This is a genomic window from Paraburkholderia sp. RCC_158 (assembly GCF_041355255.1).
GTDB lineage: Bacteria > Pseudomonadota > Gammaproteobacteria > Burkholderiales > Burkholderiaceae > Paraburkholderia > Paraburkholderia graminis.
On sequence record NZ_JBFUPM010000026.1, the window covers coordinates 29605 to 54811 of the forward strand.

The following is a 25207-nucleotide window of genomic DNA, read 5'->3' on the forward strand; positions in this document are numbered from 1 at the left end:
TCGTTCAGTCGAATTGCCGGAAGTCCGGCTTGCGCTTCTCGAAGAACGCCCTGAACGCCTCACGCGCTTCGGGCGCGATCAGCATCTTTCCGAAGTGCAGCGCTTCCTCCGACATCTGCGTTTGCAGTTCCTGGTGGCTCGCGCGCTTCATCAGGCTCTTGGTCACGCGCAATGACGACGCCGGCAACGCGGCGAGCTTCGCGGCTTGCGATGCCGCGAACGCGTCGACTTCCGCAGCCGGCAACACGCGATTCACGAAGCCCATGCGTTGCGCTTCGGCGGCGTCGAACGCCTCGCCGAGCAGCAGCTTTTCCGCCGCGGCCTGATAGCCCGCGACGCGCTGCAGCAGCAAACTCGACGCCGCTTCGGGACACAGCCCGAGTTGCGCGAACGGCAACGAGAAGCTCGCCGAATCGGCGGCATAGACCAGATCGCAATGCAGCAGCAGCGTCGTGCCGATGCCCACCGCCGGCCCTGCGACCGACGTCACCACCGGCTTTTCCGCCGAACTGATCGCGCGCAGGAACTGGAACACCGGCGCGTTTTCGCCCATCGGCGGCGCCTTCATGAAGTCTTCGAGATCGTTGCCCGCGCTGAAAATGCCCGCGCTGCCGCGAAACAGAATGGCGCGCACGGACGCATCGGCTTGCGCGTCGACCAAAGTGTCGGCCATCGTCTGATACATCGCGGCCGTGATCGCGTTCTTCTTGTCCGGCCGGTTGAAGGCAATCGTCAGCACACCGTTGGCGCGCTCGACCAGAATGTCCGTCGTCATGTTCGTCTCCTTCATGTGCTACAGAATCTGCTGTAGTAAAAGCAAAAACGGTTCGCAAGCGCGAGGCCTGCGAACCGTTGCGAGCGCCTTAACGGCATGCCGCGTGCACCGAAGCAAGCCGTATCACAGCCGCTCGATGATGCCCGCCGCGCCCATCCCCGTGCCGACGCACATCGTCACCATGCCGTACTTGTAGTTGCGGCGGCGCAAGCCGTGCACGACCGTCGACGCACGAATCGCACCCGTCGCGCCCAGCGGATGGCCGAGCGCGATCGCGCCGCCGAGGGGGTTGATCTTCGACGGATCGAGGCCCAGGTCCTGAATCACCGCGAGCGATTGCGCGGCGAACGCTTCGTTCAACTCGATCCAGTCGAGGTCGTCCTGTGTCAGACCCGCGGCCTTCAGCGCTGCCGGAATCGCTTCCTTCGGCCCGATGCCCATGATTTCCGGCGGCACGCCGCGCACCGCGAAGCTGACGAAGCGCGCGAGCGGCGTCAGGTTGAACTGCTTGAGGATCTTCTCCGACACGACGATCAGTGCGCCCGCGCCGTCCGAGGTCTGCGAGCTGTTGCCGGCCGTCACCGAGCCCTTGTTCGCGAACACCGTGCGCAGTTTCGCGAGACCTTCGAGCGACGTATCGGCGCGCGGGCCTTCGTCGAGCGAGACTTCGCGCGTTTTAACGCGCACTTCGCCCGTGGCGAGATCGGGAAAGCGCTCAGTGACCGTGTACGCGGCGATCTCGTCGTTGAACTCGCCGGACTGCTGCGCGGCGATCGCGCGGCGATGCGATTCGACCGAGAACGCGTCTTGCGCTTCGCGGCTGATCTTCCAGCGCTCGGCGACTTTCTCGGCGGTCAGGCCCATGCCGTACGCAATGCCAACATCTTCATTGCGATCGAAGATATGCGGCGACAGCGACGGCTTGTTGCCCATCATCGGCACCATGCTCATCGACTCGCAGCCGCCCGCGATCAGCGCGTCCGATTCGCCGACGCGGATGCGGTCCGCGGCCATCGCCAACGCGGTCAGGCCCGACGCGCAGAAGCGGTTCACCGTGACGCCGCCGACCGACTGCGGCAGGCCCGCGAGCAGCGCGCCCATGCGGGCCACGTTCAGGCCTTGCTCGGCCTCGGGAATCGCGCAGCCGACAATCGCGTCTTCGATCACCTTCGTGTCGAGGCCGGGCACTTGCGCCACGGCGGATCGGATTGCATGCACCAGCAGTTCGTCGGGGCGCGTGTTCTTGAACACGCCGCGCGGCGCCTTGCCGATCGGCGTGCGGCTCGCGGCGACGATATATGCGTCTTGCAATTGCTTGCTCATTTGTTTCTCCGAAATTTGCGCGCGTCGCTATTAGTTCCGCACCGGCTTGCCGGTTTGCAGCATGCCCATGATCCGCTCCTGCGTCTTCTGCGTGCCGAGCAGATCGACGAACGCGCGGCGCTCGAGTTGCAGCAACCATTCTTCGTCGACGAGACTGCCGCCTTCCACGTCGCCGCCGCACACGGCTTCGGCGATGCGGCTCGCGATCAGGAAATCGTGCTCGCTGATGAAGCGGCCGTCGCGCATGTTCACGAGCGATGCCTTGATGGTCGAGATCGCCGAGCGTCCGGCAACCGGCACTTGCGTGACGCGCAGCGGCGGACGATAGCCCGCGCCGGCGAGTGCGCGCGCTTCCTTCTTCGCGACGTCGAGCAACTCGAACACGTTGAACACAATCGTGTCCGACGGCTTCAGATAACCCATCGCGCGGGCGTCGAGCGCGGACGCCGACACCTTCGCCATCGCCGCGTTTTCGAACGACTTCTGCACGAACTTCAGCAGATCGTTGGTCGCGCCGACTTGCGTCGCGGCCTCGGCCGCGCGCAACGCCGCTTCCTTCAGGCCGCCGCCAGCAGGCACGAGACCCACGCCGACTTCCACGAGACCGATATAGCTTTCGATGTGCGCAACGCGCTTCGCGCTATGCAGCAGCAACTCGCAGCCGCCGCCGAGCGCAATGCCCGACACTGCGGCCACAACCGGCACGCTCGCGTACTTCACGCGCAGCATGCCTTGCTGGAACTTCTTCACGAACGGCTCGATGCCTTTCGCGCCGCCCATCATGAACGCGGGCATCGCTTCTTCGAGGTTCGCGCCCGCCGAGAACGGGCCGCCCGGCGCGCCGAGTTTCAGCGACGTCGGCTGCCAGATCACGAGACCCTTGTAGTCCTTCTCGGCCAGTTCGATGGCCTGCGTCAAACCGTCGATCACCGACGGTCCGATCGTGTTCATCTTGCTCTTGAACGACACGATCAGAACATCGTTCTCGCCGGCGCGGTCGTCGACCCATGCGCGCACCGCGTCCGTTTCGAATAGCGTCTTGCCGTAAGTCTTCGGGTCCGCAGCCGTTTCGCCGACGAGTGGTGCGCGGAACACCTGGCGCTCATACACGCCAAGCGACGAGCGCGGCACGAACGTCTTCGAAGCCGGCGACCACGAACCTTCGTTCGTATGCACGCCGCCCTTTTCGGCGACGGGACCGTCGAGCACCCACGAAGGCAATGGCACAGTCGAGAGCGCCTTGCCTGCCGCGATGTCTTCCTGCACCCATTCGGCGACCTGCTTCCAGCCGGCTGTCTGCCAGCCTTCGAACGGACCTTCGTTCCAGCCGAAACCCCAGCGGATGGCGAGGTCGACGTCGCGCGCGTTATCGGCGATGGATTCCAGATGCACGCCGATGTAGTGGAACACGTCGCGGAAAATGGACCACAGGAACTGCGCCTGCGGGTGCTCCGATTCGCGCAGCAGTTTCAGCCGCTCAGCCGGCGGACGCTTCAGAATGCGGCCGACGAGTTCGTCGGCCTTCGCGCCGCCATCCACGTACTCGCCCGTTTTCGGGTCGAGCACCTTGATCGCCTTGCCTTCTTTCTTGTAGAAGCCGCCGCCCGTCTTCTGACCGAGCGCGCCCTTCTTCACGAGTTCGGCGAGCACGGCCGGCGTTTCGTAGACCGGGAAGAACGGATCGTCCTTCAGGTTGTCCTGCATCGTCTTGATGACGTGCGCCATCGTGTCGAGACCCACGACATCAGCAGTACGGAACGTCGCCGACTTCGCACGACCGAGACGCGAGCCGGTCAGGTCGTCCACTTCGTCGAAACGCAGGCCGAATTTTGCGGCCTCGGTAATCACGGCGAGAATCGAGAAAATGCCGACGCGATTCGCGATGAAGTTCGGCGTGTCTTTCGCGCGCACGACGCCCTTGCCGACCACGCTCGTCAGAAACGTTTCGAGTTGATCGAGAATTTCCGGGCGCGTGGTCGCGGTCGGAATCAGTTCGACCAGATGCATGTAGCGCGGTGGATTGAAGAAGTGCACGCCGCAAAAGCGCGCCTTGAGTTCGTCCGCGAAACCTTGCGACAACTCGGTGATCGACAGGCCCGACGTGTTGGTCGCGAAGATCGCGTTCGGCGCGATGTGCGGCGAAACCTTCTTGTACAGGTCGTGCTTCCAGTCCATGCGCTCGGCGATCGCTTCGATCACGAGGTCGCATTCGGCGAGCTTCTCGATGTCGTCGTCGTAATTCGCGGGCTGAATGTACTGCGCGTCGTCCTTCACGCCGAACGGCGCGGGCGACAGCTTCTTCAGATTCTCGATCGCCTTCAACGCGATGGCGTTCTTCGGACCTTCCTTGGCGGGCAGGTCGAACAGCAGCACCGGCACCTTGGCGTTGATCAGGTGCGCGGCGATCTGCGCGCCCATCACGCCGGCGCCGAGCACGGCTACCTTGCGAATGATCAGATTGCTCACGTTGTTCCTCCGGGGAGTTATGCGGTGTCGCGAATGTGTCGCGAGTTTGTCGACTACTTCGCGATGGATGGGGCCGGCAAAATCGCCGCGTCGTTGGAACCCGCGCGGCGACTTTCCGTGAGTGATTTAGAACAGCGCTTCTTCGTAGTCCATCAGCGGCTTGGAACCGGCGCGCGCCTGGCGAATCGTCATGGCCGTTTCGGGCAGCAGCTTCGCGAAGTAAAAGCGCGCGGTGGCGAGCTTGGCCTTGTAGAACGGATCGCCCGATGCTTCGTTATCCAGCGCGACGCGCGCCATGCGTGCCCAGAAGTACGAGAACACGAGGTGCCCGACGGTGCGCAGATACGGCACGGCCGCAGCGCCCACTTCGTCCGGATTCTGCATGGCCTTCATGCCGATTTCCATGGTGAGCTTCTGCACCTTTTCGCCGATGTCGGCGAGCGGGTTGATGAACTCCTGCATCTCCGGCTTGATGCCTTCGGCTCCGACGAACTCGGTCACGAGCTTGCCGAACTTCTTCATCTTCGCGCCCATGTCGCCGAGAATCTTGCGGCCGAGCAGGTCGAGCGCCTGAATCGCGTTCGTGCCTTCGTAGATCATGTTGATGCGTGCGTCGCGCACGTACTGCTCCATGCCCCACTCGGCGATATAGCCGTGGCCGCCGTAAATCTGCATCGCGTGATTCGTGCCTTCGAACGCGTTGTCCGACAGGAACGCTTTCAGGATCGGCGTGAGCAGCGCGACGAGATCGGCGGCTTCCTTGCGCACGGATTCGTCGGCGTGCGACAGTTCCTTGTCGATGTGCAAAGCGGACCAGTACGAGAATGCGCGCGCGCCTTCCGCATAGGCCTTTTGCGTGAGCAGCATGCGGCGCACGTCGGGGTGCACGATGATCGGATCAGCGGCTTTGTCCGGCGCCTTCGGGCCGGTCAGCGAGCGCATCTGCAGACGTTCTTTCGCATACGTCAGCGAGTTCTGATACGCGACTTCGGTCAAGCCGAGGCTCTGCATGCCGACGCCCAGACGCGCGGCGTTCATCATCACAAACATCGCGTTCAAGCCTTTGTTCGGCTCGCCGACGAGCCAGCCCTTCGCGTTGTCGAGATTGATCACGCAGGTCGCGTTGCCGTGAATGCCCATCTTGTGTTCGATGGAACCGCACTTCACGCCGTTGCGTTCGCCAGGCTCGCCCGCATCGTTCGGCACGAACTTCGGCACGATGAAAAGCGAAATGCCCTTGGTGCCCTTGGGTGCGTCCGGCAGACGCGCGAGCACAAGGTGAACGATGTTCTCCGCAAGATCATGCTCGCCGCTGGAGATGAAAATCTTCGTGCCGCTGATCGCATACGAGCCGTCGCTATTCGGCTCGGCCTTGGTGCGCAGAATGCCGAGGTCGGTGCCGCAATGCGGCTCGGTCAGACACATGGTGCCGGTCCATACGCCCGACACCAGCTTCGGCAGATACACCTTTTGCAGTTCCGGCGTGCCGTGCGCGTGCAGGCATTCGTATGCGCCGTGCGAGAGGCCGGGGTACATCGTCCATGCCTGGTTCGCCGAATTCAGCATTTCGTAGAGCGCGTTGTTGACGAACGCGGGCAGCCCCTGGCCGCCGTACTCGGGATCGCAACCGAGCGCGGGCCAGCCGGCTTCAACGTACTGTTGATAGGCTTCCTTGAAACCCTTCGGCGTGGTCACGACGCCGTCGCCGACGTACGTGCAGCCTTCCTGGTCGCCGCTGTGATTCAGCGGAAACAGCACTTCGGAGCAGAACTTGCCGGCCTCTTCGAGCACGGCGTTGATCGTCCCGGCGTCGAGATCCGCGTGCTTCGGCATCTGCTTGATCTCGGCTTCGACGTTAAGCAGCTCGTGCAACACGAATTGCATGTCGCGCAGCGGCGCGGCGTACTGTCCCATGAGTCTCTCCAAAGTTTAAACATGAAGCCAGGCCGTTAGCTGCACGCGCGACGCGGATCGGCTCTCTGCTAACGGCTTTCGCTTTGATACGAAACAATCAGTTTTTCCAACGCGGCCCATGTCAGACGCACTGCATCCGGCAGATGCAGGAAACGCGCGTCGTGATGCAGACCCAGCGTGAAGCTGTACAGTTCGAACAGCATCAACTGCGGATCGGTGTCCGCGCGCAGATGCCCTTCTTCCATTGCCTGCGAAATCGCGCGAGTGAGCGCCGCGCGCCACATCGTCACGCTCGACACCAGTTGTTCGCGCACCTGGCTGTCCGCGCGGTCGTCGTATTCAACGGCGCCGCTGATGTAGATGCACCCGGTGGTCACTTCCTGAATGCGCTTCTCGATCCAGCGCGAGATCATCGCGCGCAAACGCGGCAATCCGCGAGGCTCGCGCAGGCTCGGGAAAAACACCTCGTCTTCGAAACGACGGTGATATTCGCGCACGACTTCCACCTGCAAGTCCTCGCGCGACCCGAAATGCGCGAACACACCGCTTTTGCTCATCTGCATGCGCTCGGCCAGGAGGCCAATCGTCAGACCTTCGAGTCCGTCGCGGCTTGCAAGATCAAGTGCTGCATCGAGAATTGCGGCTCGCGTTTGTTCGCCTTTTCGCATAGCTTTTACCGTTCTAATGTGACCGAAAGAAAATCGAACGGCCGTACTATTATTGAGTGGCGCCGTCCGCGAAACAAGGACTTTATTAGAAACCGGTTTCTAACCTGGCTTCAATTTTGGGGCATGTAGCAATCAGAGGAATCGGATTTTTTAGAGGGGTTTGTCGTCAGGCAGTTTTGCATTGCTCCATCTGCTTCCTCGAACTGCGCAGCCGGCTGACATGATGCAGCAGCGCAAGCGAATCTAGAACACGTTTAAGCTCCGATTGCGTAGCGCTGCTTGAGTGCCTCGCATGTCCGCGCGAGCACGTCGTCCCAGTCGTCGCGCTGAGTTTGCGTGAAAAGACGCAAGCCCGGATACCACGGGCTGTCGTCCCGTCCGCGCAGCCAACGCCAGCAACCGGCGAAACGGTTCAGCAGCCATACCGGCTTGCCCAGGGCCGCGGCGAGATGCGCGACCGAGGTATCGACGGAAATCACCAGATCGAGGTTGGCGATCAGCGCGGCGGTATCCGCGAAGTCCGTGACATCGGCGGTCCAGTCCGTTAGGCGCGCCTGGCTGGCCGGATCGGCCAGCTTGGCGGGATCATCGGTCTTTTGCAGACTGATCCAGCGGATTTGATCCAGCGCGAAGAGCGGCGCGAGCTGAGCTGCGCTGACGCTGCGCCGGCGATCCACGGCGATGCCCGAATGGCCGCCCGCCCATACCACGCCGATGCGCGGCAAGTGCGCGTCCGGCAACGTGTCGAGCCGCGCGCGCCAGGCGGCGGCACGCGTCATATCGGCGTGGAGATACGGCGTGTCCGCCGGGATGGTCGCGACTTGCGTGCCGAACGCCATCGGCAACGACATCAGCGGGCAATAGCGATCCCAGCTCGCAAAATCGGACGCCGGCTCGTCGAGCAGCACGAGCCCCGGCCAACGCGAACACAGCGATTCTGCGTACAGGCGACGCAGCGGCGCCGGGCACACATAGCCGACCTGCGCGAACAGTTCGAGCGCCATTGGCAGATAGCGCACGAATTGCAGACTGTCGCCCTAGCCTTGCTCGTCGAGCACGAGCAGACGTTCGCTGCGCATACGTTTCGGCTCCGCTGCGCCGACCACGGCGGGGCTTTCGCCCCACCAGCGCGGCAACGGCGCCTGGATGGGCACTCGCGCGGGACTTCCGTCGGCGTGACGGAAGCTGACCCAGCGGTCCTCGAAATAGGGCCACGCTTCCTGATAACGGCCGGTGGCGAGCAGCAGCATCGACAGGTTATTGCGCGCGACGAGATTGGCCGGCGCGAGTTCGAGCGCGCGCCGGTAGTGATGCTCGGCTTCCTGCAGAGCGCCCAGGTCCGCGAAGATGCGGCCGAGGTTGTTGTGCGCGGCGGAGTGGCTCGGCTCAATCTCGATCGTTCGACGGTAACTGACTGCCGCGTCTTCCGGACGGTCGAGATGTTGCAGCGTCAACGCCAGGTTGTAGTGAAGCGCGGTGAACTCCGGCTGCAGTGCGAGCCCCTTGCGCAAACTGTCGACGGCTCCGTCGTGATCGCCCAGTCTGAGCTGAATCGCGTACAGCGTGTTGTAGAGGTTCGCTTCCGGGCCGAGCTGGATCGCCCGGTCGATCCAGTGTTGCGCCACTTCAGGCTGGCCGGCGGCAAGCGCGAGCAGGCCCTCGAGATGCATGGCGCCGGTGTGCTCGCCGTCCAGCGTCAGGATTTGCGCGGCGAGCGCGTGGACGGTGTCGTGGCGACCGGCCCGGTACGCTGCCAGAGCCTGGTCATGCAGGCTTGATATGTTGCTGTTATCGGATGCGGCTTCGGAATGCGCTGGCATGGGACGGACGGACCTCGATTACTGGCCGGTGGCTTCGCGCCGCTCACGGTGCGCGGTGCGGTGCCATCGGCGCACGCTGCTTGATGGCAGAGGTCTTTGACGCCGACGCATGGGCTCGCATGGGCTCGCATCTTCTCGCGTCGGGCGCTTGACCGCTGGTGAGCGGCGATTATGGTTTCGGGGTCCGCGAAGGGGCTGCGCGAAACGTCTGAAAGACATCGGGAAATGGTTGAGCGTGCTTGTGAAGCGTCGGCCCTATCCGCTAATCGTAGCCGCCCACCGTCAGCACCTTCATCGCCAGCCGATACGTCGTGTAGGCGAGCCAGTTAAGCAGCCGCTCGCCGGCCGGACGCGCGTCGTAGTGCGCCTCGTCGATGCGCCGTGAGTCCTTGAACGCGACGAGGATCGCTTCGCGAAGCGCGTCGATCGACGGATCGTTCACCAGCACGACGTTGGCCTCGTTATTCAGCATGAGGCTCAGCGCGTCGAGATTGGACGAACCCACGGTCGCCCAGTTCGAGTCGACCACCGCGACCTTGCCGTGCAGCATGGTCTTCTCGTACTCGGCGATCTGCACGCCCGCCCGCAGCAACGCGCGATAGAGAAAAGGCACCGCGTAGTCGAGCGCCTTGAACTCCTTGCGGCCGATAATCAGCTTCACCACGACGCCGCGCCGCGCCGCATACACGAGCGCGCGACGCAGCTTGCGGCCAGGCATGAAGTACGGATTCGCAAGCAGCACCTCGTTACGCGCCTGGCCGATCGCCGTCAGATACGCCTTTTCGATGGCGCGGCGATTGATCAGGTTGTCGCGCGCGACGAACGCGACGCACGGTTCGCCGCCCGCCCACAGTTCTTCGTTGCGGCGCCGACGGCGACGGCGCAGGCTGCCGAGCGACGCGGACGTCTTCGGACTGAGGTCGGGCTCGAGCGACTCCACCGGCCGATGCCCGACGCGAATCCGCCGCCATTGCACTTCGAACGCCTGGCGCACGTCGCTCACCACAGGCCCATGCAATTCGACCGCGAAATCCCAGCGCCGATACGGCAGCGTCTCGCCGTTGTTTTCGTAATCGTCGACGATGTTGATGCCGCCGCAATACGCAAACGCGTCGTCGATCACGGCGAGCTTGCGGTGCGTGCGCGAGAAACCGAAGCGCCCGAAAATGTGCGGGTTGTAGATGCGATGCTCGATGCCCGCGCCGGTCCACTCGTCGAACATCGGCAGGCGGGCGGTGCCGACACCGTCGGTGATCACGCGCACACGCACGCCGCGCGCCGCAGCGCGCAGCAGCGCCGCGTTGACCATCTGCCCGGCCTCGTCGTAGCAAAAGATATAGGTTTCGAGAACCACGTCGCGCTCGGCGGCATCCACACGCTGCACAAGCGCGCTGAAGAACTCGTCGCCGGAGCGCAGCAGCTTGACGTCGTTGCCGCTCGTGAAGCGGTAGCGCTGCCAATAGCGGCGGCCGAGCAGCGATTGCCGCAGACGGGCGAAACGGCGTGCGCCGCCGACGCTCATCGGCGAGACTCCGAACGCTTGCGCAGCCTGCTCGGCAACTGCAGGATCGCATCCGCATTCGACGACGAAAAGCAGCGCGACGCCGCCTCTTCATGCGGCAGCCAAAGAAACGCGGTGTGCTCGCGCGGCGCGAGCGTGACTTCGAGGCGCTCGGGCACTTCCACGCTGAACCAGTGCTCGGTGTTGTGGATCACGCCTTCGGCATAGCGATGCAGGAACTGCGGATAGATTTCGTATTCGATCGAGTATTGCCAGTCGAACAGCGCGCTTTGCGGCACGGCTGCGCTGCCGATCACGATGCCGGTTTCCTCGGCCACTTCGCGCATGGCCGTTTCGGCGAGCGGTTCGTCGAGCCGGTCTTTCGAACCCGTCACCGACTGCCAGAACCCCGGCATATCGGCGCGCTCGATCAACAGCACATCGAGCGAGGGCGTATGAATGACGACGAGTACGGACTGCGGGATCTTCGGCGGTTTCGGCATGATGTGAAAACTGGGCGCAATGCTTGCGCGATACATGTCGGCGGGTGGTCCAATGAACAGTCGAAAGCTGTTGCATCGACTGTAACGCAAAAAACGAAAAAGGCGCCGGAGTTTCCTCCCGCGCCTTTTCGTTTTGCTTCTGCTGTCGTTTTCAGACAGCACCCGGCATCAAATCATCACGCCTTCGGTTCCGGCGTGCGCAGACGGATGTGCAACTCGCGCAACTGGCGCTCGTCCACTTCGCTCGGCGCCTGCGTGAGCAGATCTTGCGCGCGCTGCGTCTTCGGGAACGCGATCACGTCGCGGATCGAATCGGCGCCGGCCATCATCGTGACGATGCGGTCCAGACCGAACGCGATGCCGCCATGCGGAGGCGCGCCGTACTGCAACGCGTCGAGCAGGAAGCCGAATTTGGCTTGCGCTTCTTCGGCGTTGATCTTGAGCGCGCGGAACACCTTGCTCTGCACTTCCTCGCGATGGATACGCACCGAGCCGCCGCCGATTTCCCAGCCGTTCAGCACCATGTCGTAGGCCTTTGCGAGGCAGCGCGCCGGGTCCGATTCCAGGTACTCGAGGTGCTCGTCTTTCGGGCTCGTGAACGGATGATGCGCGGCGACGTAGCGGTTGTCTTCCTCGTCGTATTCGAACATCGGGAAGTCGACCACCCACAGCGGCTTCCAGCCGGACTCGACGAGGCCATTGGCCTTGCCGAATTCCGAATGGCCGATCTTCAGACGCAGCGCGCCCAGGCTGTCGTTCACCACCTTCGCGCGATCCGCCGCGAAGAAAATGATGTCGCCGTCTTGCGCGCCGGTGCGCTCGATGATCGCCTTGACCGCTTCGTCATGCAGGTTCTTGACGATCGGGCTTTGCAGACCGTCGCGGCCCTTCGCCACTTCGTTGACCTTGATCCACGCGAGACCCTTCGCGCCGTAGATGCGCACGAACTCCGTATAGCTGTCGATGTCGCCGCGCGAAAGCTCGCCGCCCTTCGGCACGCGGATCGCCGCAACGCGGCCGTCTTTCGAGTTGGCCGGCGTGCTGAACACCTTGAATTCGACGTCTTTAACCGCGTCGGTCAGGTCGGTGAATTCGAGCTTCACGCGCAGGTCCGGCTTGTCCGAACCGAAGCGGCGCATGGCTTCCGAATACTCCATGACCGGGAATTTCTCGTCGAGCGAAACGCCGATCGTTTCCTTGAACACGTGACGGATCATCGCCTCGAACAGATCGCGAATTTCCTGTTCCGACAGGAACGAGGTTTCACAGTCGATCTGCGTGAATTCCGGTTGACGGTCGGCGCGCAGGTCTTCGTCGCGGAAGCACTTGGTGATCTGGTAGTAGCGGTCGAAGTTCGCCACCATCAAGAGCTGCTTGAAGAGCTGCGGCGACTGCGGCAGCGCGAAGAACTGACCGGGGTTCGTACGCGACGGCACCAGGTAGTCGCGCGCGCCTTCCGGCGTGCTCTTGGTCAGCATCGGCGTTTCGATGTCGATGAAGCCGAGCGTGTCGAGGTACTTGCGCACTTCGATCGCGACGCGGTAACGCAGACGCAGGTTGTGCTGCATCTGCGGACGGCGCAGATCGAGCACGCGATGCGTGAGGCGCGTGGTTTCCGACAGGTTGTCGTCGTCGAGCTGGAACGGCGGCGTGACCGACGCGTTCAGCACGATCAGCTCGTGGCACAGCACTTCGATCTTGCCGCTCTTGAGCGCGGCGTTCGTCGTGCCTTCGGGACGCGCGCGCACCACGCCCTTGATCTGCAGACAGAACTCGTTGCGCACGTCTTCGGCCGCCTTGAACATCTCCGCGCGATCCGGGTCGCAGACGACCTGAACGAGGCCTTCGCGGTCACGCAGGTCGATGAAGATAACGCCGCCGTGGTCGCGGCGGCGGCTGACCCAGCCGCACAGCGAGACGGTTTGGCCCAGTAGTTCTTCGGTCACCAGACCGCAGTATTCAGATCTCATCGACATGATGTTTGACTTTCGTTTTGCATTGGTTGATCGGCGCGCCGCAGTTCGACACTGCGTGAAACGTTGCGCGCCGGCATTACAGCGGAGGCTCGACTGTCGTGCGGCGCACCGGCGCCGGAGGCGCGGACGGCGCCACGACGCCCATCGAGACGATGTACTTGAGCGCGGCGTCGACCGTCATGTCGAGTTCGATCACTTCGCTCTTGGGCACCATCAGGAAGAAGCCGGACGTAGGATTCGGCGTGGTCGGCACATAAACGCTGACGTGATCTTCTTTCAGGTGATTGATCACGTCGCCGCCCGGAATGCCGGTCAGAAACGCAATCGTATAGCAGCCGCGGCGCGGGTATTCGATGAGCAGCGCCTTGCGAAACGCGTTGCCGCTGCTCGACAGCAGCGTGTCGGACACCTGCTTGACACTCGTGTAGATCGGCCCGACCACGGGAATGTGCGCGACTACGACTTCCCACCACTTCACGAGCTTCTGCCCGACGAAGTTCTGAGTCAACAGCCCGACGACAAAGATGAATGCCAGTGTCAGCACCGCGCCGAGGCCGGGCAGGCGGAAACCGAACACGCGCTCGGGCTGCCATGCGCGCGGCAGCAGCAACAGCGTCTGATCCATCGTGCCGATGATCAGACCGAGCACCCACAGCGTGATGGCCAAAGGCACCAGCACCAGGAGGCCAGTCAGAAACACCGATTTGAGCGTCGTTTTTTTCGTCGTCATGTGTACCGCCAGAAAGCCGCGCCGCCGAAGCAATGCGCGGCGTGTGCGCCGCCCGCGAGGGCGGCAGTGCTACTAGACGCTGCTGGAGCCGCTTGCGGGCGTGCTGGCCGCCGGCGTTGCAGCCGGTGCTGCCGGCGCCGCGGCTGAACTGCTGGCTGCGGCTGTGTCGGGTTTGGCGGCGCCGTTGCTGGCAGCCGCGGCGTTCTCGCCCGAGGCGCCGTTGGCAGCGCCATTCGACGCGCCGTTGGCGTCGGCCTTCGCGGGCGCGCCGCTGTTGCCGCCGCGGAAGTCGGTCACGTACCAGCCGGAGCCCTTCAACTGGAAGCCCGCGGCCGTGACCTGTTTGCGAAAAGTGTCTTTCCCGCACTCGGGACATTGCGTCAACTGGGGGTCGCTCATCTTCTGAAGGACGTCCTTCCCAAAGCCGCATGACTCGCAACGATAAGCGTAGATCGGCATGACCTGTTCCCTACTGAAATCTTGTAAACGCTTGCAAAGCCTTGAATTATAGCCGCAAACCGTAACGCTCCCCGGCATTTTGGGGATGAGCGTCCGGCGCAGCCGCCGTCGCGCCAGATGGGGGCGCTTGCATGAAAAATCAAGGGCCGCGCGAGCGATGCGTAGGCGCGGCGGCGCTCGAACCGGCAGCGGCGGCGGCCCCGGCCTCGGTGGGCGATGCTCGACGTTCAGCCTCGGCGGCGCCACGTCAGCCAACGCTCGCGTCCCGCAAACACCGCGATCGAATCGCTGACCGCCTCGTCTTCGATCAGCTCGAAATGCGGCGTGAGCAGCGTCTCGAGTTCAGCGCGCTCGATGCCGAACGGCGGCCCTTTCGGCGTCGCTCCGATAAAAAAGAAGCCGGCGAGCAGCGCGCCTGGCGGCAACAGTTCGGCCATGCGGCGCGCATAGTCGTCGCGGCGCGCAGGCGGCAACGCGCACAAAAACGCGCGCTCGTAGATCCATGCGGGCGCAAACGGCGGCTCGTAGCTGAAGAAATCCGCCTGTTCGACGAGCTCTGCATGCTGTTCGCCCAACTGCGCGCGCGCCGCCGCGACCGCTGCGTGCGAAAAGTCGATGGCGCGCACCGGACTGCCATGCGCGGCGAGCCAGGCCGCTTCGTAGGCGCTGCCGCAGCCGGGAATCAGCACCGCCTCGCCGGCATGACGCCCAGCAAACGACTGAAACGCCGATGGCACGCCCGCCTGGTCCCACGGCGTGAAATGACGCTCGAAACGCTCGTCCCAGAACGCCGGCGAATTCGGATCGCGGCTTTCGAAATCGGGCATCGGGGATTGGGTCGGATCTTGGGTCGGATCGCTCATCGTTCGCCTTGCATTCGGGCCGCTTAGGCTTCGCTTGGATCAGGCGCCGTACGCCAGCGCGAGGAACACTCGCGCAAGCGCCGCGCCGACACCGACTGCCACGCCGAACAGCAGCAAGCCTTGCAGCAGCCGGTTCGTGCGTTTCTGCTCGAGCAGGATCTGCCGGATCATGTCGTCGTTGCCGACGCGCCCATGATCGTGCCGCTCGGCCAATACATGATGGATCAGCCGCGGCAATTGCGGCAGCGTCTTGCTCCACTGCGGCGCCTCGATCTTCAACCGCTCGTACCAGCCGCGCAGCCCGATCTGCTCGTTCATCCAGCGTTCGAGATAGGGCTTCGCCGTCTTCCACAAATCGAGCTCGGGATCGAGCGAGCGGCCGAGCCCCTCGACGTTGAGCATGGTTTTTTGCAGGAGCACAAGCTGCGGCTGAATTTCGACGTTGAAGCGGCGCGACGTCGAGAACAGGCGCATCAGCACCTGACCGAGCGAAATGTCCTTCAGCGCGCGGTCGAAATACGGCTCGCATACCGCGCGAATCGCGCTTTCCAGTTCCTCGACGCGCGTGGTCGGCGGCACCCAGCCCGACTCGAGATGCAGCGTCGCGACGCGATGGTAGTCGCGCTTGAAAAAGGCGAGGAAGTTCTGCGCGAGGTAGTTCTTGTCGAAGTCCGACAGCGCCCCGATGATGCCGAAATCCAGCGCGATATAGCGGCCGAAGTGCGCCGGATCGAGGCTCACCTGGATGTTGCCAGGGTGCATGTCCGCATGGAAAAAGCCGTCGCGGAACACCTGCGTGAAGAAAATCTCCACACCTTCGCGCGCGAGCTTCGGAATATCCACGCCCGCCGCGCGCAGCGTATCGACCTGGCTGATCGGCACGCCGACCATGCGCTCCATCACGAGCACGGTGGGCGTGCAAAATTCCCAATACATTTCGGGCACGAGCAGCAGGTCGAGCCCGGCGAAATTGCGGCGCAACTGGCTGCCGTTGGCGGCCTCGCGCATCAGATCGAGTTCGTCGTGCAGATACTTGTCGAACTCGGCGACCACCTCGCGCGGCTTCAGGCGCTTGCCGTCGGCCCACAAGCGCTCGGCCCATACGGCGATGTCGCGCAGCAACGCGAGGTCTGAATCAATCACCGGCAGCATGTTCGGGCGCAGCACTTTCACGGCGACAGCCTTGCCCGCGTGCTGCCCGGCCTTCACGGTCGCGAAGTGCACCTGCGCGATGGAAGCGCTGGCCACCGGCACGCGCTCGAAATCGTCGAACAGCACATCGACCGGCGCGCCAAGCGACTTCTCGACGAGCCCGATGGCCACCGCCGAATCGAACGGCGGCACCTGGTCCTGGAGCTTCGCGAGTTCGTTCGCGATGTCGACGGGCAACAGATCGCGCCGCGTCGACAGCACCTGCCCGAACTTGACGAAGATCGGCCCGAGGCTTTCTAGCGCGAGGCGCAAGCGCACGCCAGGCGGCGCGTCGAAATTCCGTCCGAGCGTGGTGATACGCAGCAGCATGCGCACGCGCCGGTCGTTGATGCGGCCGAGCATCATCTCGTCGAGACCGAAGCGGATAACCGTGAAAAAGATCTTGAGGAAACGCAGAAAACGCATAGTGGTGCCCGGTGACTAGCGCGTGCCGCGCAACGTGGCGGCGCTGCCCGGCGCGGCGGCGCCGCGGGCTTCGACCTTCTGTTCAAGACGCTGGATGCGTTTTTCGACTCGCGCGAGCGCATCGCGTGCTTGCGCCAGCTCGACGTTGAAGTCGTCGAGCGCGGTGCGGCGCACGAGTTGCGGATTTTCGTCCAGCAGATATTCGGCGGCCGTGTCGAGCAGATTGCGACCGGTGCGCTGCACATGTTCGCCGACCGTGCGCGCAATCGACGCGACCCGCCACGCGGGGCCGTCGCCGATCAGCTTCGCCAGATCTTCTTCCGGCTCCCAGCGCAAATGCTCCGCCAGTTTGGCGATGACGGTCGCGAACTCGGCGTCGCCGTCGATCTTCACGTGCTTCATGACCGCGGCCTGGCCACCCTGGACGAACGCCGGCAACGCATCCGACGGCACCGAAAGCGTCACGTCGAACTGTTGCGCGTCGGTTTCGCCGAGCGCGCCCAGATAGCCGTCCGGCTGCACGACGAGCGCCAGCACGACCGGCGGCGACGACAGTCGCGCGGTCTTGCCCGCGTAAGGGGCGAGGCGCTCGCGAGCCCACGATTCGCGGGCGAGCAGATGATTGACGGCAGCGACAAAGGGCTTGGCGGCGAGGGTCATTGAAGGTGGCAAGAAAAAACCCGCGGGAGCGACTGCTCGCGCGGGTTCCTATTGTAACGTCCGTTCGCTTCGCGGCCTGCCTGGCTGAACAGCTAATCGTGGGCCTTGATGATCAACCGCGGATCAGCGTCGGGCGACATGTGCGCACGTTGCAAGCGAACCACCGGACGGACGGCCGCGACGCTCTCGCGTCTCAGTGCTGCGCGACCTGCTGGATGCCGGCGAGCAGCCAGCCTTCGCCCGGACGGTTCGCCTTCGACAGATTCCACACTTCGACGAACGGCTCGGCCGCCGCACCCGGCGCCTCGCGGATCAGCCCGGAGAAGCGCACGCTCGCGAAGTATTCGTTCGCGCGTTCTTCGACGCCGAGCAAATCGGCGTTCAACTGCACGACATCCGTCTGATTCGTTCCGGCGCCGCGCGACGACAGGTCGACGCGAACCTCGGCGAACATTTCCGGCGTGGTGAACTCGCGGATGTCGTCGATATTGCCGACGTCCCATGCGGCTTGCAGTCGCACGAAATACACCTTCGCGTTGCGCAGGAACGCTTCGGAATCGAAACCGGCCGGCACGCTCGGCGTTGCGTTCACCGACGGCGTGGTCAGCGGATTGCCTTGCGGCTCAAAATACGAACCGGTAGGCGGCGCCGTGTAGCGCGGCTCTTGCGGCTCCTGCGTATAGCCCGTGGCGCCGGAATTCAGCGACGGCGAATGCCCGGCGTAAGCCGGTTGCGACGTATCGCGCTTGCGGCCCAGGAAGCGGCGGATCAGCCAGATGCCGATCATCGCGAGCAATGCGATCACGATGATGTTGGCCATCGCGCCCGCGAACGCGCCGCCCAAACCGAAGTGCGACAGCAACGCGGCGATGCCGAGACCGGCTGCGAGACCGGCGATAGGCCCAAGCCAGCGCGAGCGGTTAGGCTGTGCGGCCGGCGCCGGTGTAGGCGCAGGCGCGGGTTGCGCGCGCTGCTGCATGGCCGGGTTGGTCGGCGAAGGTTGCGGCGCAGCCTGCTGCTGAACGGTGTTCGACTGACGGCCGATGCTGCGGCCGCCGCCCATGCGGCGCGCTTCGGCGTCGAGCGAGGCGACGGAGCCGGCCACGATCAGACCGACCATTGCGATCAGTCCGATTCTTCTCGCCAGCGACCGCTTGACCTTACGGGGAGATAACAGCATTGAATCGGACATTTCGGTGATTCCTTTAAAATCGACGGGTTAGGAACCCTAGTATTTGGTCCCCACATGCAAAGCTACCACGCCGGCTGACAAATTGTAATATTTGACGCTGTCGAGGCCCGCTTGTTCCATCATTGTTTTCAAAGTTTCCTGGTCCGGGTGCATGCGGATCGATTCGGCCAGGTAGCGGTAGCTCTCCGCGTCTTTCGCAAAACGCTCGCCGAGCCACGGCAAGACCTTGAACGAATAGACGTCGTAGGCCTTTTTCAGCGGGTCCCATACCTTCGAGAATTCCAGCACGAGCAGACGCCCGCCCGGCTTCAGCACGCGGCGCATTTCCGCCAGCGCGATGTCCTTATGCGTCATGTTGCGCAAGCCGAATGCCACGGTGACCACATCGAAGTAGTTGTCCGGGAAGGGAATCTTCTCGGCGTCGCAGAGCAGCGCCGGCGTAATCACGCCCTTGTCGAGCAGACGGTCGCGGCCGACACGCAGCATCGACTCGTTGATGTCCGTGTGCCAGACCTCACCGGTTTCGCCCGCCTGCTTCGCAAACGCCTTCGACAGATCGCCCGTGCCGCCCGCGATGTCGAGCACCTTGTAGCCCGGCCGCACGTGGGCCTGCGCGATCGTGAACATCTTCCACGCACGGTGCAACCCGCCCGACATCAGGTCGTTCATCAAGTCGTAGTTGGCGGCCACCGAGTGGAACACGCCCGCCACCTTCTGCGCCTTTTCCTGTTCGTCGACCGATTGAAAGCCGAAGTGGGTTTTGCTCATCGCGCTTGTCCTTTCCGCGTATTCTGAAAATATTGCGCCGCAGGTGCGGCAGTTCTGGCGAATCGTATCAGTGACGGTGGCCGTGCGCAGCGCCCGGCGCGGCCATCGGCGTATCGCGGTCGACGCCGGCCGCAGCCAGTTTGTCGAGATACGCGCGCCACAGTTCATCCTGGCGCCGTGCCAGATCGTAGAGCAGGTCCCACGAATAGATGCCGGTGGAGTGCCCGTCGGAGAACGTCGGCTGAATGGCGTAGTTGCCGACGCCTTCGATCATCGTGATCGTGACGTCGCGCTTGCCGGTTTGCAGCGTTTCCTGGCCGGGACCGTGACCCTGCACTTCCGCCGACGGCGAATACACGCGCAGCAGCTCGAACGGCAGCCGGTACGATTCGCCGCTCGCGTACTGCAATTCCAGCACGCGCGACTTCGAATGCACGACGACGCCGGTCGGCACCGGAGTATCGGGAGTCAGTCCGCTCATGATGGCCTCGATATGTCGATATGAAAGCGCCGCCGCGCCCGATGCGCCCCATGAGCGCGGCGCGAAGCGGCGAGTGAATGGCGCTCAGGCGAGAGCGTGTTCGATTTCCTGCCGCACCGCTTCGCGCAGCAGCGTGGCCTGCGCGCGGCGCGACGACAGCATCGCTTCGGACACCGTGCGCTGGCGCGGCGCCCAGATGGGCAGCGGGAAATGAGCGTCGTTCGAGAAACGCGGAATGACGTGCCAATGCACATGCGGCACCTGGTTGCCGAGGCTCGCGAGGTTCACCTTCGCCGGCTGAAGAATGCGCCGCATCGCGCGCTCGACCGCATACACCGCCTTCATCACGCGATCGCGGCCCGCCGCGTCGAGATCCGAAAACTCGGCTACGTGCTCGTTCCAGATCACGCGGCAAAAGCCCGGGTAATCGTGTTCGTCGGCGAGGACGACGCGCAAGGTGTCGTCCTGCCACAGCACATCGCCGCCATCTTCACGGCAAAAAACGCAATCCATCGTCGTCCTCAGGCAAAAATCGTCAGTCGTGCCATTAAACCAGCACGCGCTCGATTCCGCCATTGTTCGCACGCTGCACGTAGTCGACCATCCAGTCTTCACCGAGCACATGACGCGCCATTTCGACGACGATGTAATCCGCCTCGATGCCCGCGTCTTCGTTGTAGCGCGACAGACCTTGCAGGCAAGACGGGCAGCTCGTGAGAATCTTGACGTCGGTAGCGCCCTTCGGCTGCGGACCGTCGCCGGCCTTCAGCACGGAGCCATTCGCCGCACCCGCGGTGCCGGCCGATGCATTGGCCGGATTGATCGCGTTCGCGCCGGCTTCGGCGACGAGCGGAATACCGCGCAGCTTGGCCGCGCCCTTGCGGATTTCCTCTTCCTTGCGAAAGCGCACCTGCGTCGAAATGTCGGGACGCGTGACCGCGAGCGTGCCCGATTCGCCGCAGCAACGATCGTTCTTCTCGATCTTGTAGCCGTCCTTCTCGGAACCCATCAGCGCGTTCACCAGCTTGACCGGGTCCATCGTCTTGATCGGCGTGTGGCACGGGTCGTGGTACATGTAGCGCGTGCCTGTGACGCCGTCGAGCTTCATGCCTTTTTCAAGCAGAAACTCGTGAATGTCGATGATCCGGCAGCCCGGGAAAATCTTGTCGAATTCATAACCGGCGAGCTGGTCGTAGCAGGTGCCGCACGACACCACCACCGTTTTGATGTCGAGATAGTTCAGCGTATTCGCGACGCGATGGAACAGCACGCGGTTGTCCGTGACGATCTGCTCGGCCTTGTCGAACTGACCCGAGCCGCGCTGCGGATAGCCGCAGCACAGATAGCCCGGCGGCAGCACCGTTTGCACGCCGGCTTCCCACAGCATCGCCTGAGTCGCTAGGCCGACCTGCGAGAAAAGCCGCTCGGAACCGCAGCCGGGGAAGTAGAACACCGCTTCCGTATCGGCCGTGGTCGTCTTCGGATTGCGGATGATCGGGACGATCTTGTTGTCCTCGATATCGAGCAATGCGCGCGCGGTTTTCTTCGGCAGATTGCCCGGCATCTTCTTGTTCATGAAGTGGATCACCTGCTGCGTGACCGGCGGCTTGCCGACCGTTGCCGGCGGGTGCGCCGTCTGCTTCTTCGCGAACTTCTTCAGCACTTCGTTGCCGAGGCGCTGCGCCTTGTAGCCGATGCCCATCATCGCCGTGCGCGCGAGGTTGATGGTCTGCGGATTCGTCGCGTTGAGGAAGAACATGCCGGCTGCGTTGCCCGGATTGAACTTCTTCTTGCCCATCTTGCGCAGCAGGTTGCGCATGTTCATGGTCACGTCGCCGAAGTCGATCTTCACCGGGCACGGCGTCACGCATTTGTGGCACACGGTGCAGTGATCGGCGACATCGCCGAACTCGTCCCAATGCTTGATCGACACGCCGCGGCGCGTCTGCTCTTCGTACAGGAACGCCTCGACCAGCAGCGACGTCGCGAGAATCTTGTTGCGCGGGCTGTACAGCAGGTTCGCGCGCGGCACGTGGGTCGCGCACACCGGCTTGCACTTGCCGCAGCGCAAACAGTCCTTGATCGACTCTGAAATCGCGCCGATATCCGACTGCTGCATGATCAGCGATTCATAGCCCATCAGGCCGAAGCTCGGCGTGTAGGCGTTGCGCAAGTCCGCGCCTTCGAGCAGCTTGCCCGCATTGAAGCGGCCATGCGGATCGACGCGCTGCTTATACGCGCGGAATTCGCCGATCTCGTCGTCGGTGAGAAATTCGAGCTTCGTGATGCCGATGCCGTGCTCGCCGGAAATCACGCCGTCGAGCGAACGCGCGAGCTTCATGATGCGCGCGACCGCCGTGTGGGCGTCTTGCAGCATCTCGTAGTTGTCGGAGTTCACCGGCAGGTTCGTGTGCACGTTGCCGTCGCCCGCGTGCATGTGCAGCGCGACGAACACGCGGCCGCGCAGCACCTGCTTGTGGATCGCCTGCGCTTCGTCGAGGATCGGCTTGAACTCGCCGCCGTTGAAAATCTGCCGCAATTCAGCGCGGATTTCCTGCTTCCACGACACGCGGATCGTTCGGTCCTGCGTGACATGGAACACGGTCGCATCAGCTTGTGCGTCGACGCGATCGGCGAATTTTTCGGCGAGCGCTTCGTAGCCGAGTCCGACGAGATAATGCTGCGCCTCGCGCAACGACAGGTCGAGCTTGTCGCGCAAGAACTCCCAACGCGTGCGCACGCGCTTGAGCAGATCCAGCGCCTGCTGCACACGGTCTTCGAGCAGTTCGGCGCTCGGAATTTCATTGGCGTCGTCGCTCTTGCCGAGCGGCAGCTTGCCTGCCTTGAAGAACGCTTCGAGCGCGTCGACAAGTTGCAGCTTGTTCTTGATCGACAGCTCGATGTTGATCCGCTCGATGCCGTCCGTGTACTCGCCCATGCGGTCGAGCGGAATCACCACGTCTTCGTTGATCTTGAACGCGTTGGTGTGCTTCGCGATCGCGGCGGTGCGGCTGCGGTCGAGCCAGAAGCGCTTGCGCGCCTCGGCGCTCACCGCGACGAAACCTTCGCCGCTCTTGCCGTTGGCCATGCGCACGACTTCCGACGTCGCCTGCGCCACCGCATCCGCGTCATTGCCGACGATGTCGCCGATCAGCACCATCTTCGGAAAGCCGTTGCGCTTGCTCTTGGTCGCGTAGCCGACCGCGCGGAGATAGCGCTCGTCCAGATGTTCGAGACCAGCCAGAATCGCGCCGCCCTGCTTCGACGTTTCGAACAGATAGTCCTTGATTTCGACGATGCTCGGAATCGCTTCGCGCGCCTGGCCGAAGAATTCGAGGCAGACCGTGCGCGTGTGCGCCGGCATTTTGTGCAGCACCCAGCGCGCGGACGTGATGAGTCCGTCGCAGCCTTCCTTCTGCACGCCAGGCAAACCGGCGAGGAATTTGTCGGTGACGTCTTTACCCAGACCTTCCTTGCGGAACACGCGGCCCTTGATGTCGAGCGCTTCCGTGCGCAGCAGCTTCTCGCCCGGCGCATAGTTGCCGTCGAACCATTTCAGCTCGAAACGCGCAACTTCGATATCGTGAATCTTGCCGAGGTTGTGATCCAGACGCGTGACTTCGAGCCAGTTGCCTTCCGGATCGACCATGCGCCACCAGGCGAGGTTGTCGAGCGCCGTGCCCCACAGCACGGCTTTCTTGCCGCCGGCGTTCATCGCGACGTTGCCGCCGACGCACGATGCGTCGAGCGAAGTCGGATCGACGGCGAACACGAAGCCCGCCTGCTCGGCCGCCTCGGTCACGCGGCGCGTGACGACGCCCGCGCCGGAGAAAATGGTCGGCACTTTGCGATCGACGCCCGGCAGTTCGGTCATTTCGACTGCGCCGAGCTGTTCGAGCTTTTCGGTATTGATGACGGCCGAGAACGGCGTGAGCGGCACCGCGCCGCCCGTGTAGCCGGTGCCGCCGCCGCGCGGAATCACCGTCAGCCCGAGCTCGAAGCACGCCTTGATCATGCCGGCGATCTCGGCTTCGGTATCCGGCGTCAGCACGACGAACGGATATTCGACGCGCCAGTCGGTCGCGTCGGTCACATGCGAGACGCGCGACAAACCGTCGAACTTGATGTTGTCTTTTTCCGTGACGCGACCGAGCACCTTCGTCGCGCGGCGGCGCAGATCGTAGGTCTTCTGAAACTCGCTTTCGAATTCGTCGACGGCGCGGCGCGCGGCCTGCACCAGCGTTTCCACGCGCGCGGCGCGGTCGACGCCCGCTTCGTCGCCATGCTCGGTGAGATCGGCGCGGCGGCGCTTCTCGATCTCCGACAGCCGGTGATGCAGCGCCTCGATCAGCATCGCGCGGCGCTTGGGGTTGTCGAGCAAGTCGTCCTGCAGATACGGGTTACGGCGCACCACCCAGATGTCGCCGAGCACTTCGTACAGCATGCGCGCGGAGCGGCCGGTGCGGCGCTCAGCGCGCAGTTCGGCCAGCGCGGCCCAGGCGTCGTCGCCTAGCAGACGAATGACGATTTCCCGGTCGGAAAACGACGTGTAGTTGTAGGGAATTTCGCGCAGGCGCGCTTCGGGATCGGCGGCGACCGCAGTGGCGGCTCCGTGCGGATCGAATACTTGAGGTGCGTTCATGTGTGGACGACTCGGTGGATCAGCCCGACGCTCTCGTGGCGAGGCGCCGGCTGACTGTGCGCGTGGGGCGCAATGCTTGGAAATCTTCTTGGGAGCGAAGCGCCACCGACGGTCTACTCACCTCGGACGCTTCGCGGCGCTCAGATACTGCTACACGATCGTGCCTGGCGGACGTGACGCTCCGCCGCGGGGCGAGACTCACGCGGGACGGGCATCAAATGGGCGATCCGAGGCTGCCAGTGCATCTTCCGATCCTTATTCCAAAATGGAATTCTACCGCATCGGCCAACGCCGCGTTGAGGGCGGAAAAGGAGGCGGCGGCGGGGCTGAGGGCCAGGCAGTGCACCGCAGTCCGCGCTATGAGCCGCCCCATTCCGCGCTCAGGCGCCCTTCGTCACCATCAGCCAGAAGATGCCGACAAAGGCAAAGAATGCGATTGCGCCGAGCGCGACCCAGATCCACAGCATTCGCCAGTAGGCGGCGCTCAACGGAGTCCCGGTTTCAGCGCTCACGCGGGCCGACGCGGCGAGGCGCATCTGCAGGAACACCACGGGCAGCCAGCAGCCGATGGCCAGCACATACAGCCCAATCGACCACGCGAGCCAGCCGCTTGCCAACTGCATGTTCGCCAGATGCGCGAGGTAAAGCCCGGTGGCCGGCTGCAGGATCGCGGTGGGCGTGGTGAACAGCCAGTCGGCGATCACCACGAGCCGGGTGACGCGCGCGACGGTCCTCGCATCGCGGCCGAGGCTGGTCAGCAGCATGTAAAAGGCGGAGCCGATGCCGGTGCCGAACAGAATCGTCGATGAAAGCACGTGCAGCCATTTGATGACGAGGTAGGTCATAGGT

21 protein-coding genes are annotated in these 25207 nt (G+C 63.6%); all 21 read right to left on the bottom strand.

Features of this window, described 5'->3' with window-relative positions; genetic code table 11:
• Nucleotides 1–4: 4 nt before the first annotated feature.
• Nucleotides 5–775, bottom strand: a complete 771-nt coding sequence (locus tag AB6809_RS31465) for an enoyl-CoA hydratase (protein ID WP_029970475.1) — start codon at nt 773–775, stop codon at nt 5–7.
• A 123-nt stretch (nt 776–898) separates the two neighbouring features.
• Complete coding sequence (locus AB6809_RS31470; protein WP_029970476.1) at nt 899–2098, bottom strand: acetyl-CoA C-acyltransferase; 1200 nt, start codon at nt 2096–2098, stop codon at nt 899–901.
• 30 nt (nt 2099–2128) lie between these two features.
• The gene (locus AB6809_RS31475; protein ID WP_006047959.1) at nt 2129–4564 is read right to left on the bottom strand and encodes a 3-hydroxyacyl-CoA dehydrogenase/enoyl-CoA hydratase family protein; all 2436 of its coding nucleotides are present in this window, start codon (nt 4562–4564) and stop codon (nt 2129–2131) included.
• Nucleotides 4565–4690: 126 nt separating this feature from the next.
• On the bottom strand, nt 4691–6478 hold the full coding sequence (locus tag AB6809_RS31480; RefSeq protein ID WP_310029886.1) for an acyl-CoA dehydrogenase C-terminal domain-containing protein: 1788 nt from the start codon (nt 6476–6478) through the stop codon (nt 4691–4693).
• Nucleotides 6479–6546: 68 nt separating this feature from the next.
• Nucleotides 6547–7146 (bottom strand): TetR/AcrR family transcriptional regulator, encoded by a 600-nt coding sequence (locus tag AB6809_RS31485; protein WP_006047961.1) that lies wholly within the window; start codon nt 7144–7146, stop codon nt 6547–6549.
• A 254-nt stretch (nt 7147–7400) separates the two neighbouring features.
• Nucleotides 7401–8165 (bottom strand): glycosyltransferase family 9 protein, encoded by a 765-nt coding sequence (locus AB6809_RS31490; protein WP_310029889.1) that lies wholly within the window; start codon nt 8163–8165, stop codon nt 7401–7403.
• A gap of 18 nt (nt 8166–8183) precedes the next feature.
• On the bottom strand, nt 8184–8966 hold the full coding sequence (locus AB6809_RS31495) for a tetratricopeptide repeat protein (protein WP_310029892.1): 783 nt from the start codon (nt 8964–8966) through the stop codon (nt 8184–8186).
• Between the two features lie 262 nt (nt 8967–9228).
• Nucleotides 9229–10488, bottom strand: coding sequence for a cardiolipin synthase ClsB (gene clsB / locus AB6809_RS31500; RefSeq protein ID WP_029970479.1), 1260 nt, complete (start codon nt 10486–10488; stop codon nt 9229–9231).
• Entirely contained in the window at nt 10485–10970 is a 486-nt protein-coding gene (gene nudB / locus AB6809_RS31505; protein WP_029970480.1) for a dihydroneopterin triphosphate diphosphatase, read from the bottom strand. The genes clsB and nudB overlap by 4 nt, the downstream gene beginning before the upstream one ends.
• A 176-nt stretch (nt 10971–11146) precedes the next feature.
• Entirely contained in the window at nt 11147–12946 is a 1800-nt protein-coding gene (gene aspS / locus AB6809_RS31510) for an aspartate--tRNA ligase (RefSeq protein WP_006047965.1), read from the bottom strand.
• Nucleotides 12947–13022: 76 nt separating this feature from the next.
• Nucleotides 13023–13676 carry a DUF502 domain-containing protein gene (locus AB6809_RS31515; protein ID WP_006047966.1) on the bottom strand — a complete coding sequence of 218 codons (654 nt, stop codon included), beginning with the start codon at nt 13674–13676 and terminating at the stop codon, nt 13023–13025.
• A gap of 72 nt (nt 13677–13748) precedes the next feature.
• Nucleotides 13749–14135: an FmdB family zinc ribbon protein gene (locus AB6809_RS31520; protein ID WP_006047967.1), complete on the bottom strand. Its 387-nt coding sequence runs from the start codon at nt 14133–14135 to the stop codon at nt 13749–13751.
• A 227-nt stretch (nt 14136–14362) separates the two neighbouring features.
• Nucleotides 14363–14998, bottom strand: a complete 636-nt coding sequence (locus tag AB6809_RS31525; RefSeq protein ID WP_029970484.1) for a methyltransferase domain-containing protein — start codon at nt 14996–14998, stop codon at nt 14363–14365.
• Between the two features lie 39 nt (nt 14999–15037).
• Nucleotides 15038–16615, bottom strand: a complete 1578-nt coding sequence (ubiB, locus tag AB6809_RS31530) for a ubiquinone biosynthesis regulatory protein kinase UbiB (protein ID WP_029970485.1) — start codon at nt 16613–16615, stop codon at nt 15038–15040.
• A 15-nt stretch (nt 16616–16630) separates the two neighbouring features.
• Entirely contained in the window at nt 16631–17275 is a 645-nt protein-coding gene (locus tag AB6809_RS31535; protein WP_029970486.1) for an SCP2 domain-containing protein, read from the bottom strand.
• 193 nt (nt 17276–17468) lie between these two features.
• Nucleotides 17469–18467 (bottom strand): Tim44 domain-containing protein, encoded by a 999-nt coding sequence (locus AB6809_RS31540; protein ID WP_029970487.1) that lies wholly within the window; start codon nt 18465–18467, stop codon nt 17469–17471.
• A gap of 36 nt (nt 18468–18503) precedes the next feature.
• Nucleotides 18504–19235, bottom strand: a complete 732-nt coding sequence (ubiE, locus tag AB6809_RS31545; RefSeq protein WP_006047972.1) for a bifunctional demethylmenaquinone methyltransferase/2-methoxy-6-polyprenyl-1,4-benzoquinol methylase UbiE — start codon at nt 19233–19235, stop codon at nt 18504–18506.
• Between the two features lie 67 nt (nt 19236–19302).
• Nucleotides 19303–19716, bottom strand: a complete 414-nt coding sequence (locus tag AB6809_RS31550) for a gamma-butyrobetaine hydroxylase-like domain-containing protein (protein WP_029970488.1) — start codon at nt 19714–19716, stop codon at nt 19303–19305.
• 84 nt (nt 19717–19800) lie between these two features.
• Complete coding sequence (locus tag AB6809_RS31555; RefSeq protein ID WP_006047974.1) at nt 19801–20229, bottom strand: HIT family protein; 429 nt, start codon at nt 20227–20229, stop codon at nt 19801–19803.
• 34 nt (nt 20230–20263) lie between these two features.
• Nucleotides 20264–24358 (bottom strand): FAD/FMN-binding oxidoreductase, encoded by a 4095-nt coding sequence (locus AB6809_RS31560; protein WP_006047975.1) that lies wholly within the window; start codon nt 24356–24358, stop codon nt 20264–20266.
• 380 nt (nt 24359–24738) lie between these two features.
• On the bottom strand, nt 24739–25203 hold the full coding sequence (locus AB6809_RS31565; RefSeq protein ID WP_029970489.1) for a DUF2269 domain-containing protein: 465 nt from the start codon (nt 25201–25203) through the stop codon (nt 24739–24741).
• Nucleotides 25204–25207 lie beyond the last annotated feature (4 nt).

What these genes read in the sequence shown, in the direction of transcription:
- AB6809_RS31495 (WP_310029892.1), bottom strand. Translation starts at nt 8,966, where the DNA reads ATGCCAGCGCATTCCGAAGCCGCATCCGATAACAGCAACATATCAAGC.
- AB6809_RS31560 (WP_006047975.1), bottom strand. Translation starts at nt 24,358, where the DNA reads ATGAACGCACCTCAAGTATTCGATCCGCACGGAGCCGCCACTGCGGTC.
- ubiE (WP_006047972.1), bottom strand. Translation starts at nt 19,235, where the DNA reads ATGAGCAAAACCCACTTCGGCTTTCAATCGGTCGACGAACAGGAAAAG.
- AB6809_RS31540 (WP_029970487.1), bottom strand. Translation starts at nt 18,467, where the DNA reads ATGTCCGATTCAATGCTGTTATCTCCCCGTAAGGTCAAGCGGTCGCTG.
- clsB (WP_029970479.1), bottom strand. Translation starts at nt 10,488, where the DNA reads ATGAGCGTCGGCGGCGCACGCCGTTTCGCCCGTCTGCGGCAATCGCTG.
- AB6809_RS31555 (WP_006047974.1), bottom strand. Translation starts at nt 20,229, where the DNA reads ATGGATTGCGTTTTTTGCCGTGAAGATGGCGGCGATGTGCTGTGGCAG.
- AB6809_RS31520 (WP_006047967.1), bottom strand. Translation starts at nt 14,135, where the DNA reads ATGCCGATCTACGCTTATCGTTGCGAGTCATGCGGCTTTGGGAAGGAC.
- AB6809_RS31515 (WP_006047966.1), bottom strand. Translation starts at nt 13,676, where the DNA reads ATGACGACGAAAAAAACGACGCTCAAATCGGTGTTTCTGACTGGCCTC.
- AB6809_RS31535 (WP_029970486.1), bottom strand. Translation starts at nt 17,275, where the DNA reads ATGACCCTCGCCGCCAAGCCCTTTGTCGCTGCCGTCAATCATCTGCTC.
- AB6809_RS31485 (WP_006047961.1), bottom strand. Translation starts at nt 7,146, where the DNA reads ATGCGAAAAGGCGAACAAACGCGAGCCGCAATTCTCGATGCAGCACTT.
- AB6809_RS31525 (WP_029970484.1), bottom strand. Translation starts at nt 14,998, where the DNA reads ATGAGCGATCCGACCCAAGATCCGACCCAATCCCCGATGCCCGATTTC.
- ubiB (WP_029970485.1), bottom strand. Translation starts at nt 16,615, where the DNA reads ATGCGTTTTCTGCGTTTCCTCAAGATCTTTTTCACGGTTATCCGCTTC.
- AB6809_RS31550 (WP_029970488.1), bottom strand. Translation starts at nt 19,716, where the DNA reads ATGAGCGGACTGACTCCCGATACTCCGGTGCCGACCGGCGTCGTCGTG.
- AB6809_RS31470 (WP_029970476.1), bottom strand. Translation starts at nt 2,098, where the DNA reads ATGAGCAAGCAATTGCAAGACGCATATATCGTCGCCGCGAGCCGCACG.
- AB6809_RS31565 (WP_029970489.1), bottom strand. Translation starts at nt 25,203, where the DNA reads ATGACCTACCTCGTCATCAAATGGCTGCACGTGCTTTCATCGACGATT.
- nudB (WP_029970480.1), bottom strand. Translation starts at nt 10,970, where the DNA reads ATGCCGAAACCGCCGAAGATCCCGCAGTCCGTACTCGTCGTCATTCAT.
- AB6809_RS31465 (WP_029970475.1), bottom strand. Translation starts at nt 775, where the DNA reads ATGACGACGGACATTCTGGTCGAGCGCGCCAACGGTGTGCTGACGATT.
- AB6809_RS31480 (WP_310029886.1), bottom strand. Translation starts at nt 6,478, where the DNA reads ATGGGACAGTACGCCGCGCCGCTGCGCGACATGCAATTCGTGTTGCAC.
- aspS (WP_006047965.1), bottom strand. Translation starts at nt 12,946, where the DNA reads ATGTCGATGAGATCTGAATACTGCGGTCTGGTGACCGAAGAACTACTG.